This window comes from Streptomyces sp. NPDC019531 (assembly GCF_044903305.1).
GTDB lineage: Bacteria > Actinomycetota > Actinomycetes > Streptomycetales > Streptomycetaceae > Streptomyces.
Genome location: NZ_JBJDQL010000009.1, coordinates 143,362 through 156,519 on the forward strand (window position 1 = coordinate 143,362; position 13,158 = coordinate 156,519).

The 13,158-nt window shown below is 70.2% G+C and carries 10 protein-coding genes; 5 read left to right on the forward strand and 5 right to left on the reverse strand.

The features are described from left to right. The first annotated feature begins 46 nt into the window (after positions 1-46). From ACI2L1_RS14260 to ACI2L1_RS14275, 4 genes are all read left to right on the forward strand, one after another. Positions 47-2,416, forward strand: coding sequence for a glycoside hydrolase family 2 protein (locus ACI2L1_RS14260; protein ID WP_404739623.1), 2,370 nt, complete (start codon positions 47-49; stop codon positions 2,414-2,416). Further along, a complete protein-coding gene (locus ACI2L1_RS14265) occupies positions 2,413-3,450 on the forward strand; it encodes a LacI family DNA-binding transcriptional regulator (protein ID WP_404739624.1) in 1,038 nt (345 codons plus the stop codon). The genes ACI2L1_RS14260 and ACI2L1_RS14265 overlap by 4 nt, the downstream gene beginning before the upstream one ends. A 118-nt stretch (positions 3,451-3,568) precedes the next feature. Continuing rightward, a complete protein-coding gene (locus ACI2L1_RS14270) occupies positions 3,569-4,795 on the forward strand; it encodes a thiolase family protein (protein ID WP_404739625.1) in 1,227 nt (408 codons plus the stop codon). After that, the gene (locus ACI2L1_RS14275; protein WP_404739626.1) at positions 4,792-6,918 is read left to right on the forward strand and encodes a 3-hydroxyacyl-CoA dehydrogenase NAD-binding domain-containing protein; all 2,127 of its coding nucleotides are present in this window, start codon (positions 4,792-4,794) and stop codon (positions 6,916-6,918) included. The genes ACI2L1_RS14270 and ACI2L1_RS14275 overlap by 4 nt, the downstream gene beginning before the upstream one ends. 51 nt (positions 6,919-6,969) lie before the next feature. Here the strand turns inward: ACI2L1_RS14275 and ACI2L1_RS14280 are convergent, their stop codons facing one another. From ACI2L1_RS14280 to ACI2L1_RS14290, 3 genes are all read right to left on the reverse strand, one after another. Next, positions 6,970-7,110 (reverse strand): hypothetical protein, encoded by a 141-nt coding sequence (locus ACI2L1_RS14280; protein ID WP_404739627.1) that lies wholly within the window; start codon positions 7,108-7,110, stop codon positions 6,970-6,972. Positions 7,111-7,121: 11 nt separating this feature from the next. Continuing rightward, positions 7,122-7,835 (reverse strand): hyaluronoglucosaminidase, encoded by a 714-nt coding sequence (locus tag ACI2L1_RS14285; protein WP_404739628.1) that lies wholly within the window; start codon positions 7,833-7,835, stop codon positions 7,122-7,124. Positions 7,836-7,939: 104 nt separating this feature from the next. Continuing rightward, on the reverse strand, positions 7,940-8,968 hold the full coding sequence (locus ACI2L1_RS14290; RefSeq protein WP_404739709.1) for a hypothetical protein: 1,029 nt from the start codon (positions 8,966-8,968) through the stop codon (positions 7,940-7,942). A 70-nt stretch (positions 8,969-9,038) separates the two neighbouring features. On the opposite strand from ACI2L1_RS14290, the gene ACI2L1_RS14295 reads away from it, so the two are divergent. Next, positions 9,039-9,404: an NTP pyrophosphohydrolase gene (locus ACI2L1_RS14295; protein ID WP_404739629.1), complete on the forward strand. Its 366-nt coding sequence runs from the start codon at positions 9,039-9,041 to the stop codon at positions 9,402-9,404. Positions 9,405-9,525: 121 nt separating this feature from the next. On the opposite strand, the gene ACI2L1_RS14300 is transcribed toward ACI2L1_RS14295, so the two are convergent. Both ACI2L1_RS14300 and dxs read right to left on the reverse strand, forming a co-directional pair. Further along, positions 9,526-11,010 (reverse strand): amino acid permease, encoded by a 1,485-nt coding sequence (locus ACI2L1_RS14300; protein WP_404739630.1) that lies wholly within the window; start codon positions 11,008-11,010, stop codon positions 9,526-9,528. A gap of 137 nt (positions 11,011-11,147) precedes the next feature. Beyond that, positions 11,148-13,067: a 1-deoxy-D-xylulose-5-phosphate synthase gene (gene dxs / locus ACI2L1_RS14305; protein WP_404739631.1), complete on the reverse strand. Its 1,920-nt coding sequence runs from the start codon at positions 13,065-13,067 to the stop codon at positions 11,148-11,150. Between the last annotated feature and the right edge of the window lie 91 nt (positions 13,068-13,158).

The window sequence follows — 13,158 nt, forward strand, 5'->3', positions numbered from 1 at the left end:
AAAGGTGTCCGCAGCACTGGACTTGACCGGTTTAGGGAGTGCGTACATGCTTCAGGCCACACCGCTCACCGAGGGCTGGATCCTGCGGCACGAGGGAGAGGCGCTGCCGGCCGTCGTGCCGGGCTGTGTGCACACCGATCTGCTGGCCGCCGGAGTGATCCCGGACCCCCTTCTCGGGCGCAACGAGACCGAGGTCGCGTGGGTGGGGCGGCGGGAGTGGACCTACGAGACCGACCTGGCTCCCGTGAACGGGCACGAGCAGACCGACCTCGTCCTCGACGGTCTGGACACCGCGGCCGAGATTCTGCTGGACGGCCAACTTCTGGGCCGGACAAGGAACATGCACCGCTCATACCGCTTCGACGTGACCGGCATGGCGGGGCGTCTCGCCGTGCGGTTCGCCTCCGCCTACGCCCAGGCCGAGGCGGTGCGCGGGAAGCTGGGCGAGCGGCCCGCCACGTACGCCGAGCCCTTTCAGTACATCCGCAAGATGGCCTGCTCGTTCGGCTGGGACTGGGGGCCCACGCTGGTGACGGCCGGGATCTGGCGGCCGGTGCGCCTGGAGCGCTGGTCGACGGCGCGGATCGCCCGGGTACGGCCGCTGGTGACCGTCGAACAGGGCTTGGGGGTCGTGGAGTTGGCGGTCGACGTGGAGCGCGCCAGGGTCGAGGCGCCGCTGACGGTAGAGGCCTCCGTGCGCGGAGTGCGGGTGCGCGCCTCGGTGGACGGCTCGCAGGGGGTCGTACGGCTGGAAGTGCCCTCCCCGCAGCTGTGGTGGCCGCGCGGCTACGGCGAACAGCCGTTGTACGACGTCGAGTTGATGCTGCTGCACGAGGACCGGCCACTGGACGTGTGGCGGCGCCGGATCGGCTTCCGCACCGTCGAGCTGGACCGGTCGGCCGATGAGCACGGCACCGGGTTCTGTCTTGTCGTCAACGGCGAGCGGCTCTTCGCGCGCGGTGTGAACTGGATCCCGGACGACGTGTTCCCCTCCCGGATCACCCGCGAGCGGTACCGGGAGCGGCTGCGGCAGGCGGCCGACGCCGGGGTGGACCTGGTGCGGGTCTGGGGCGGTGGGATCTATGAGAGCGAGGACTTCTACGACGCCTGCGACGAACTGGGGCTGCTGGTCTGGCAGGACTTCCCGTTCGCCTGCGCGGCCTATCCGGAGGAGCAGCCGCTGCGGGGCGAGGTGGAGGCGGAGGCCCGGGAGAACGTCGTACGGCTGATGCCGCATCCCTCGCTGGTGCTGTGGAACGGCAACAACGAGAACCTGTGGGGGTTCCGGGACTGGGGGTGGGAGGCGCGGCTCGCCGGGGACTCCTGGGGCGAGGGGTACTACCTGGGCGTACTGCCGCGGGTGCTCGCCGAGTTGGACCCTACGCGACCGTACACGGCGGGCAGCCCCTGGTCGGGGTCGTGGGAGCATCATCCGAACGACCCGGCGCACGGGACGCACCACTCATGGGAGGTGTGGAACCGTCTCGACTACGCCGAGTACCGCGGTGAAGTGCCGCGGTTCGTGGCCGAGTTCGGCTGGCAGGCGCCGCCCGCGTACGCCACGCTGGCGCGTGCGCTGCCCGGGGAGGAGCTCGCGGCGGACTCCCCCGGTGTGCTGCACCACCAGAAGGCGGACGACGGGAACGGCAAGCTGCGGCGGGGCCTTGAGCGGCATTTCACCTTCCCCGAGGGGGACTTCGACCGCTGGCACTACCTCATGCAGGTGAACCAGGCGCGAGCCGTGGCCGCCGGGGTCGAGCACTGGCGGTCCCACTGGCCGGTGTGCGCGGGGACGGTGGTGTGGCAGCTCAACGACTGCTGGCCGGTGACGAGTTGGGCGGCGGTGGACGGGGACGGCCGGGAGAAGCCGCTCTGGCACGAGCTGCGGCGGCTGTACGCGGACCGGCTGCTGACGCTTCAAGTGCGAGAGCAGGGGCTGGTGTTGGCCGTGGTCAACCAGGCGGCCGAGGAGTGGGCGGGTGCCGTGCGGCTGCGCCGGATGTCGGTCGAGGGGGCGGTGCTCGGCGAGGCGGACGTGGATTTCCGTGCGGGGCGGCGGGCCGTCGCCGAGGTACCGGTGCCGGGCGCGCTGGAGCCGGTGGGACCGAAGGAGTTCCTGGTGGCCGACGCGGACGAGCTGCGGGCCGTGCACTTTCCCTCGCCGGACCGTGAAATCCCCTACCCCCGGCCCGAGTTCGACGTCACGGTGATGCCGGGTGGCGTGGCGGTCACGGCCCGCACCCTCGTACGGGATCTGCTGTTGCAGGCGGATCGGCTGGATCCGGCGGCGCGGGCGGACCGGGGGCTGGTCACGCTGCTGCCCGGTGAGTGCGTGACCATCGGGGTCAGCGGCTGGAAGACTCCTGATCCGGATGGAGCCCGATCCGCCCTGTACTGCCTGGAGCCCAGCCGATGACAGCCCAGCCGGCCTCTCGCGTCACCATCAAGGACGTCGCGGCGCGCGCCGGTGTGTCCAAGGGGGCGGTGTCGCTCGCCTTCAACCACAAGCCGGGGCTGGCGGAGGCGACCCGGGACCGGATCTTCCGGGCCGCGCGGGAGCTGGGCTGGGCGCCGAACCTCACGGCGCGGACGCTGGCGGGGTCCCGGGTGGACGTGGTGGGGCTCGCGATCTGCCGGCCGGCACGGCTGCTGGGCCTTGAGCCCTTCTACATGGAGTTCGTGTCCGGAGTGGAGAGCGTGCTGATCGAGCGGAACTGCTCGCTGCTGCTGCGGCTCGTGCGGAATGTGGAGGAAGAGGTCGGCATTCAGCAGGCCTGGTGGCGTGGGCGGCAGGTCGGAGGGTCGATCCTGGTCGACTTCAGGGCGGACGATCCCCGGGTGGCGGCGGTGGAGCGGCTGGGGATGCCGGTGGTGGCCGTGGGGCATCCCTCGTTCACCGGGACGCTGACCTCGGTGTGGACCGATGACGCGACCGCTGTGACGGAGGCCGTGCGGTATCTCGCGGCGTTGGGGCATCGGCGGATCGCCCGGGTGGGGGGTGCGGCGGCCCTGGGACACACGACGATGCGGACGGCGGCGTTCGACGAGGCCGCGAGGGCGTTGGAGCTGGCGGGGGCCTGGCAGGTCACCACCGACTACTCGGGAGAGGCCGGCGCCCGGGCCACCCGGTCCCTGCTGACCGCGGCGCCTGCGGACCGGCCGACGGCGATCGTCTACGACAACGACATCATGGCGGTCGCAGGACTGTCGGTCGCGGCGGAGATGGGACTGGACGTTCCGCGTGACGTCTCACTGCTCGCCTGGGACGACTCCCAGCTGTGCCGGCTCACCCACCCCACCCTCTCCGCGATGAGCCATGACGTGCATGGATTCGGTGCGGAAGCGGCCCGTACGCTGTTCGGTGTGATCACCGGAGAGGGGCCGGGATCGCACGCCGTACCGACTCCCGTACTGACGCCGAGGGGTTCCACGGGACGTTCCGCGGTGTGACCTTCGCCGCTCCCTCCCCCAGGACTGGGCAGTCACGTTACCCATAAGTAGCATGGGTCCTGAGCGCGCGCTCAGCGCATCGCAGCAGTGCAGATCCCGCATCTGGAGGAGAGCCATCGTGCCTCGTACCGTCAGGGACGTCGTCTTCGTAGACGGCGTCCGCACCCCGTTCGGCAAGGCGGGCCCGAAGGGCATCTACCACGAGACCCGCGCCGACGACCTCGTCGTGAAGGCGATCCGGGAGCTGCTGCGCCGCAACCCGGGTCTCGACCCGAAGAAGATCGACGAGGTCGCCATCGCCGCGACCACGCAGATCGGTGACCAGGGGCTCACCATCGGCCGTACCGCCGGAATCCTCGCCGGTCTGCCGCAGTCCGTCCCCGGTTACTCCATCGACCGCATGTGTGCCGGCGCCCTGACCGCGGTCACCACGGTCGCCGGTTCCGTGGCCTTCGGTGCCTACGACATCGCCGTCGCCGGTGGTGTCGAGCACATGGGCCGTCACCCCATGGGTGAGGGCGTGGACCCGAACCCGCGGTTCGTGAGCGAGAAGCTGGTCGACGAGTCCGCCCTGTTCATGGGCATGACCGCCGAGAACCTGCACGACCGCTACCCGCAGATCACCAAGCAGCGCGCCGACGAATACGCCGTGCGCTCCCAGGAGAAGGCCGCCAAGGCGTACGCCAACGGCAAGATCCAGGCCGACCTGGTGCCGATCTCGGTGCGCCGCACCAACCCGGAGGCCGGTGAGACCGGCTGGGGTCTGGTCACCGCCGACGAGCCGATGCGTCCGGGCACCACCCTGGAGAACCTGTCCGGGCTGAAGACGCCGTTCCGTGTGCACGGCCGGGTCACCGCCGGTAACGCGGCCGGTCTGAACGACGGCGCCACCGCCTCCCTCATCGCCTCCGAGGACTTCGCCCGCGAGAACGACCTGCCGGTGAAGATGCGCCTGGTGGCGTACTCCTTCGCGGGTGTCGAGCCGGAGGTCATGGGCTACGGCCCGATCCCGGCCACGGAGAAGGCCCTCGCGCAGGCGGAGCTCTCCATCGAGGACATCGGTCTCTTCGAGATCAACGAGGCCTTCGCCGTCCAGGTCCTGGCCTTCCTCGACCACTACGGCATCGCGGACGACGACGAGCGCGTCAACCAGTACGGCGGCGCGATCGCCTTCGGCCACCCGCTGGCCTCCTCGGGTGTGCGTCTGATGACGCAGCTGGCCCGTCAGTTCGAGGAGCAGCCCGAGGTCCGCTACGGCCTGACCACCATGTGCGTCGGCTTCGGCATGGGCGCGACGGTCATCTGGGAGAACCCGAACCACAAGGACGCCGGAGGCAGCAAGTGAGCACCACTGAGCTCTTGAAGGGTGCGGCCGAGCTGTTCCCGGACGAGGTAGTCACCCAGGCGCACGTGCGTCACCTGGACCTGCCGTTCAACGCCGGGCGTTTCGCGCTCATCACGCTGGACAACGGCTTCGACCACACCAAGCCGACCACCTTCGGCCCCGCCTCGCTGGCGAACCTGAACACCGCCATCGACCAGGTGGAGAAGGAGGCGTCGGCCGGCGAGATCGTCGGTGTCGGCATCACCGGCAAGCCGTTCATCTTCGCCGTCGGCGCCGACCTCAAGGGCGTCGAGCTCCTCAAGGAGCACAAGGACGCGCTCGCCATCGGCAAGGGCGGCCACGAGGTCTTCAAGCGCCTCGCGGGCATCGCGGTGCCGACCTTCGCGTACTACAACGGCGCGGCGATGGGCGGTGGCGTCGAGGTCGGTCTGCACTGCACCTACCGCACGGTGTCCGCGGCCCTGCCCGCCTTCTCGCTCCCCGAGGTCTTCCTCGGCCTCGTCCCCGGCTGGGGCGGCTGCACGCTGCTGCCGAACCTGATCGGCGCCGAGAAGGCCGTCTCGGTCATCATCGAGAACTCCCTCAACCAGAACAAGCAGCTCAAGGGCGCCCAGGTCTACGAACTGGGCATCGCCGACGCGCTGTTCGAGGGCGCGGACTTCCTGGAGCAGTCCCTGCTGTGGACGGCGTCCGTCCTCAAGGGCGAGATCGTCGTCGACCGCCCGGTGATCGACCGCGGTGAGGCCTGGGACCAGGCCGTCGCCAAGGGCCGTTTCATCGCGGACTCCAAGGTGCACGGGGCCGCTCCGGCCGCCTACCGCGCCCTCGACATCATCGAGGCCGCCAAGAACGGCGACCTCCAGCAGGGCTACGACGCCGAGGACGTGGCGCTCGCCGACCTGATCATGGGTGGCGAACTGCGTTCCGGCATCTACGCGTTCAACCTGGTGCAGAAGCGCGGCAAGCGTCCCGCGGGCGCCCCGGACAAGAACCTGGCGCGTCCGGTCACCAAGGTCGGTGTCGTCGGTGCCGGTCTGATGGCCTCCCAGCTCGCGTTGCTCTTCCTGCGCCGCCTTGAGGTGCCGGTGGTGCTGACCGACATCGACCAGGAGCGCGTCGACAAGGGTGTGGGCTACGTCCACGCCGAGATCGAGAAGCTGCTCGGCAAGGGCCGTATCAACCAGGACAAGGCCAACCGCCTCAAGGCCCTGGTCACCGGTGTCCTCGACAAGGCCGAGGGCTTCTCCGACGCGGACTTCATCATCGAGGCCGTGTTCGAGGAGATCGGCGTCAAGCAGACCGTGTTCGCGGAGGTCGAGGCGGTCGCCCCGGCGCACGCGATCCTCGCCACCAACACCTCCTCGCTGTCCGTCTCCGAGATGGCGTCGAAGCTGAAGAACCCCGAGCGGGTCGTCGGATTCCACTTCTTCAACCCGGTCGCGATCCTCCCGCTCCTGGAGATCGTCCGCGGCGAGCAGACCGACGACGCCTCGCTGGCCACCGCCTTCGCCGTCGCCAAGAAGCTGAAGAAGACCGCGGTGCTGGTCAAGGACGCCCCGGCGTTCGTCGTGAACCGCATCCTCACCCGCTTCATGGGCGAGATCCAGAACGTCATCGACGAGGGCACCCCGGTCGAGGCGGCGGAGAAGGCGGTGGAGCCCCTGGGCCTGCCGATGTCGCCGCTGGTTCTCCTGGAGCTGGTCGGCCCGGCCATCGGTCTGCATGTCTCGGAGACCCTCAACCGGGCCTTCCCGGAGCGCTTCACGGTCTCCCCGAACCTCGCGGCCGTCGTCAAGGCGGGCAAGCGCGGCTTCTACGTCTACGACTCCGGCAAGCCCGAGCTGGACCCGGAGGTCGCCGCACTCCTCAAGCAGGGCGACTCCGTCCTCACCGAGGAGCAGGTCCGCGAGCGCGTCCTGGACGCGGTGGCGCAGGAGATCGGGCTCATGCTCGACGAGGGTGTCGTCGCCGAAGCGCAGGACATCGACCTCTGCCTGATCACGGGCGCCGGCTGGCCCTTCCACCTGGGCGGCATCACGCCGTACCTGGACCGCGAGGGTGTCTCCGAGCGTGTGAACGGCAAGAAGTTCCTGGCCCCGGGCGTGGCCTCGGTTCCGGCGTAGCTTCTCGTACGACCGTGAAGAGGGCCTCCGCTTTCGGGCGGAGGCCCTCTGTCATTCGGTCTCGGCCGCTGTCAGTCGCGCCTTCAACTCGGCGTTCTCCGCCTCCAGCCGCGCGATCCGCTTGCGGGCGAAGTACAGCTCCATCACGGCGTCCTGGAACTCGGCGACGAGCTGTTCGGGGGTCAGTTCCATCACGTGCCGCCCTACGCCGGGGCCAGCCGCGTGACCGTACCGCTGCCGCCCTTCCAGTACAGGGCGCCGTTCTGGGAGTAGAGAGAGCCACCGCCCAGCGCGGCGGGCGCGTTGTTCGGCGTGGCCGTGACGTCGGCGAGCCGTACGGCGCCCTCGGCGAGGATGGCGGAGGCCGCGTCCTGGGCCACCTGGACGACGTGGAGCTGGGACTGGGGGGTGTCGCCCCGGCCGACGCCGATGCCCACGCGGCCGCTGCCCTTGACGACCAGGTCGTCCAGTCCCTTGTTGTTGCGCAGGACGAGCAGGGCGCCCTTGGTCGCTCCGGTGCTGGCGGTGACGTAGATGCCCTGGGCGGCGGTGCCGCCGCTCTGGTCCGTGACGCCGTGCGTCTGGAGGTCGATGGACAGCGCGGAGCCGTCGGCGTCCGAACCGTCGACGTAACCGTCGTGGGTGATCTTCACCGTGCCGCGTGCGGTCTCCACGCCGGTGACGTTCAGAGCCGAGGTCTGCGGGTTCTTCGAGGCCACGTTGAGCGCGGCACCGGACCCGGAGGTGGCCGCCATGACGGCGGTGACCGTGTGCGCGGTGGTCGACTGGGTCCAGAACTGGGCGGGCGCCGTGTAGTCGGTGTAGTCGCCCACCGCGACCGCCTCGGTGCCGTTGGCGGCGACCGACACCGCCCCTGCCGTGAACGCGCCGAGGAACAGTCTTCGTCCCACTGCCATGGGGATCCCCCTTGCCCTTGCCGGATTGGATCACCATTCCATCACGAGCTCCGCACACCTGTGCGTTGCTTGGATGTTCGGGGCGGTGGGTGCTCAGACCACGCTCAGACCTCCTGCCAGGCCGCCAGCGCCAGGCCCGGCTCGTCCTTCTGCCGGGCAACTCGCAATGCGCCGTCAGGAGTCACCGACACGGCGACGACACGGCCGTCGGCGTCCTCGGCCAGGGCCACGGCCGTGTCCACGGGAAGCTGCGGTCCGGACTCCGTCCACCACACGCCCGCCGACTCCTGCTCGGAGGGGTAGGCGGCGAAGGCGACCCGGCCCGAGGCCGAGCGCTGGGCGAGCAGCGTGCAGTCGTGGCCGTCCAGGGTGCAGCGGAGCAGGGCCACCGGGCCGGGGCCGGCCGCGGCGAGCAGCGGCGCGGGCTCGGTGTCCGGGCGCCAGGCATAGAGCATGCCCTCGGGGTCCGCGAAGAAGAGCGTGGTGTGCTCCTTGGACGTCGGCAGCGCGCCGAGCGTGCCCGGCTCGACGCGGACCGGCAGCGAATCGGCCGGTACCGGAGGGGCGCCCGCCTCCTCCTGGAGCCACCGCAGAATGCCGGCGGGGCCGGTGCCGTACAGCTCGATCCGGCCCGACTCCCCTGTCACGGCGGCCAGTTGTTCATGCACGTCGGTGCCGGTGAGGCCGGACCAGGCGGTCCAGCCACCGCGCTCCTTCTGTACGAGGGCATGCACGCCGTTTCTCCGGTTGCCGACGAAGACATGGGCCCGGCCCTCCGCGTCGACGGCCACGGCGGGCACGCCGGTGCGCGCACCGGTCCGGTCGGGGTGGCCGACCGGGATCCAGTCGAGGGCGGCGAGGTGGACGCGGAAGTGGGTGGAGTGCACCAGGCCCGCCTCCTTGGCCTTGGTGGGGCGCCAGGAGACGAGGTGTGCGTAGCCGTCGGGGCCCTGGCCCACGGCGAGTCCGGGGTGCAGGCGTTGTTCTCCGCCGACCTTGCGCCAGGGCAGCCAGGTGTCGCCGCCCGGGCGGCGCTCTGCCCGGCACCACACGGCGTCGTCGCGGGTGGTGTAGACGCCGAGCCGGCCGTCACGGGCGCGGATGAGCCAGTTGCCGTTCACTGTACGGACCATGGACACGGGTCCACTCTAATCGGGCGGTTGTCGCCGACTCCGGGTGGGCCGGGCGTGGGACGCTGGGGCCATGAGTGACGTACTGCTGGTCGTCGTGGACGCCGCGAATGTCGTCGGATCGGTGCCGGACGGATGGTGGCGGGATCGCCGGGGCGCGGCGGAGCGGCTGCGGGACCGGCTGGCGACGGAGGGGGTGCCGGGGCGGGACGGGCCGGTGGAGATCGTGCTGGTGGTGGAGGGAGCGGCTCGGGGGGTGGAGTCGGTACCGGGGGTTCGGGTGGAGTCGGCGCCCGGGAGCGGTGACGATCACATGGTGGAGCTGGTGGCGGGAGCCGGCGAGCGCCGCGTACTGGTCGTGACCGCGGACCGGGAACTGCGGCGGCGGGTTGCCGAGTTGGGGGCGGAGGTGGCGGGGCCGCGGGCGGTTCGCCCCTGAGCGTCGGCGTCGCGCCCCTGAGTGGGTGCAGTCAATGCACGCCCAGCTGTACCCACCTAGGGGCGCGGGGAACTGCGCGACCAGCCCCCACGGCCCGCAGCCGACAACGAACCCCGAGGGGTTACTCCGGCTCGGTCCGCTGGTTGAGGCGGCTGTGTGTCCGGCCGTACAGGAAGTACACGGCGAACCCGATCACCATCCAGATCGCGAACCGCAACCACGTCTCCGCCGGCAGGTTGAGCATCAGCCAGAGCGAGGCGAGGACCGACAGGATGGGGATGACCGGGACCCATGGGGTACGGAAGGCGCGGGGCAGGTCGGGGCGGGACCTGCGCAGGATGACCACGCCGATGGCGACCACCACGAACGCGAACAGCGTGCCGATGTTGACCAGTTCGGCGAGTTCGCTGAGCGGCGTGAAGCCGGCGACGATCGCGATGATCACGCCGAGCAGGATGGTCGGGCGGTGCGGGGTCCGGAACTTCGGGTGGACGTGGGAGAAGAACGTGGGCAGCAGTCCGTCGCGGCTCATCGCGAAGAACACCCGGGTCTGGCCCAGGAGCAGGATCATGCAGACCGTCGTCAGTCCGACCGCGGCGCCGAAGCTGATGAAGCCCGCGAACCAGGGGTGTCCGGTGGCCTTGAAGGCGTCCGCGAGCGGGGCCGTGATGGAGAGGTCGGTGTACTTCTGCATGCCGGTCACGACGATCGACACGGCGACGTAGAGGGTCGTGCAGATCAGCAACGAGCCCAGGATGCCGCGCGGCATGTCGCGCTGCGGGTTGCGCGTCTCCTCCGCCGCCGTGGCGACGACGTCGAAGCCGATGAAGGCGAAGAAGACGACCGAGGCGGCCGTGAAGATGCCCATCACACCGAAGTTGGACGGGGCCCAGCCGAACATCAGCTGGATGAGCGGGGCTTGGAGGTCACCGCCCGCGTCGACCGGCTGGGACTTCGGGATGAACGGGTCGTAGTTGTCGCCCTTGATGAAGAAGGCGCCCGCGACGATCACGGTCAGGACGACCGTGACCTTGATGGCGACGACGATGGAGGTGACCCGCGCGGAGAGCTTGGTGCCGAGCACCAGGATGCCGGTGAGCACCAGGACGAGCGCGGCGGCGAGGATGTCGAAGCCGAAGCCGTCGGCGCCGTCCCGGCCACTGAGCGCCTCCGGCAGGTGAATGCCCGCGTTGTCGAGCAACGAGGCGATGTAGCCGGACCAGCCGACGGCGACCACCGCGGTGCCGAGCGCGAACTCCAGGACGAGGTCCCAGCCGATGATCCAGGCGGGCAGTTCGCCGAGGGAGGCGTAGGAGAAGGTGTACGCCGATCCCGCCACCGGGACGGTGGAGGCGAACTCGGCGTAGCAGAGCGCGGCGAGGGCGCAGACGACGCCGGCGACCACGAAGGCCAGGGCGACCGCCGGCCCTGCGTTGTTCTTGGCGACGGTGCCGGTCAGGACGAAGATGCCGGTGCCGATGATGACGCCGACGCCGAAGACCGTCAGATCCAGCGCGGACAAGGATTTCTTGAGCGCGTGCTCTGGCTCCTCGGTATCGAGGATGGACTGTTCGACCTTCTTCGTCCGGAAGAGGGTGCTGCTCACGGGTACCTCCCACGCTGTGTCGTCCTCGACATGATCGAGAGGGGGCGTAGGTCGTATGCCCCGGCACGGGCGGATTCACGCGAATGGGCCGGTCACACCACTGTCAAGAGTGGTGTGACCGGCCCGTACGGGTGTGTTCAGTCGCGCGCGGGCTCGGCCTCGGCCGGGGCCGTGTCGTACCGGCCGTCCAGCTTGGAGACCAGGCCCGTGACCTGGCGGGCGATGTCGGGCGCGGTCAGCCCGATCTCCGCCATGATCTCGGCGCGGGAGGCGTGGTCGAGGAAGCGCGGCGGGATGCCGAAGTCGCGCAGCGGGAGGTCGACGCCCGCGTCGCGCAGGACCTGTGCGATCGCCGAGCCGACGCCGCCGACACGGGAGTTGTCCTCGACGGTGACGACCACGCGGTGCCGCTCCGCGAGGGGGGCCATGGCCTCGTCGACCGGCTTGACCCAGCGCGGGTCGACGACGGTGGTGGAGATGCCCTGCTTGTCGAGGAGCACGGCGATCTCCAGGCACATGGGTGCCAGGGCGCCGACGGAGACGAGGAGCACGTCGGGCGTGTCCGTCCCCGGCTTGCGCAGCACGTCCATGCCGCCGACGGTGCCCACGGCGGGTACGGCGGGGCCGACGACGCCCTTGGAGTAGCGCAGCACGGTCGGCGCGTCCTTGACCTCGACGGCCTCGCGCAGCTGGGCGCGGAGCTGCTCGGCGTCGCGCGGGGCGGCGAGCCGGAGCGTCGGGACGATCTGGAGCATCGACATGTCCCACATGCCGTTGTGGGAGGCGCCGTCGTCGCCGGTGACGCCGGCCCGGTCGAGTACGAAGGTCACCCCGCACCTGTGCAGGGCGACGTCCATGAGGACCTGGTCGAAGGCGCGGTTGAGGAAGGTGGCGTAGACGGCGAAGACGGGGTGCAGTCCGCCGGTCGCGAGGCCGGCCGCGGAGACGGCGGCGTGCTGCTCGGCGATGCCGACGTCGTAGATGCGGTCCGGGAAGGTGTCCGCGAACTTCTTCAGGCCGACCGGCTGGAGCATGGCGGCGGTGATAGCGACGATGTCGTCCCGCTCCCGGCCCAGCTTGACCATCTCGTCGCCGAAGACGGAGGTCCAGCTGGCGGCGGAGGCCTTGATGGGCAGGCCGGTGTCCGGGTGGATGGGGCCGATGCCGTGGAAGCGGTCGGCCTCGTCCTGCTCGGCGGGTTCGTAGCCGCGGCCCTTCTCGGTGAGGCAGTGCACGATCACCGGGCCGCCGAACCGCTTGGCGCGGGCCAGCGCCGACTCCAGCGCCTCGATGTCGTGGCCGTCGATGGGGCCGACGTACTTCAGGCCGAGGTCCTCGAACATGCCCTGGGGCGCGATGAAGTCCTTGAGGCCCTTCTTGGCGCCGTGCAGGGTCTCGTACAGCGGTCGGCCGACGACGGGGGTGCGCTCCAGGAGGTCCTTGCCGCGGGCCAGGAAACGCTCGTAGCCGTCGGTGGTGCGCAGGGTGGCGAGGTGGTTGGCGAGGCCGCCGATGGTCGGCGCGTACGACCGCTCGTTGTCGTTGACGACGATGACCAGCGGCCGGTCCTTGGCGTCGGCGATGTTGTTGAGCGCCTCCCAGGCCATACCGCCGGTCAGGGCACCGTCACCGATCACGGCGACGACATGGTCGTCCCGTTTGAGCACCTGGTTGGCTTTCGCGAGCCCGTCGGCCCAGCCGAGAACGGTCGAGGCGTGGCTGTTCTCGATCACGTCGTGCTCGGACTCGGCGCGCGAGGGGTAGCCGGACAGGCCGCCCTTGGAGCGCAGCTTCGAGAAGTCGTGGCGCCCGGTGAGCAGCTTGTGCACATACGACTGGTGCCCTGTGTCGAAAAGCACCCGGTCCTTGGGCGAGTCGAAGACCCGGTGCAGCGCGATGGTCAGCTCGACCACACCGAGGTTGGGCCCCAGATGGCCGCCGGTCTTGGAGACGGCGCCGACGAGGAAGCTGCGGATCTCCTCCGCCAACTGGTCCAGCTCCTCAAGGCTGAGCCGGTCCAGATCACGCGGTCCCCTGATACGGGTCAGCAGCGGCACCCGTGCCTCCTTGCAGTAGAGCTGATCGAGCTTTGCCGGGCGTGTCGAGTCTAATGTTCTCCGACAGCAGACTTGCCCGGCACCTTGTGGG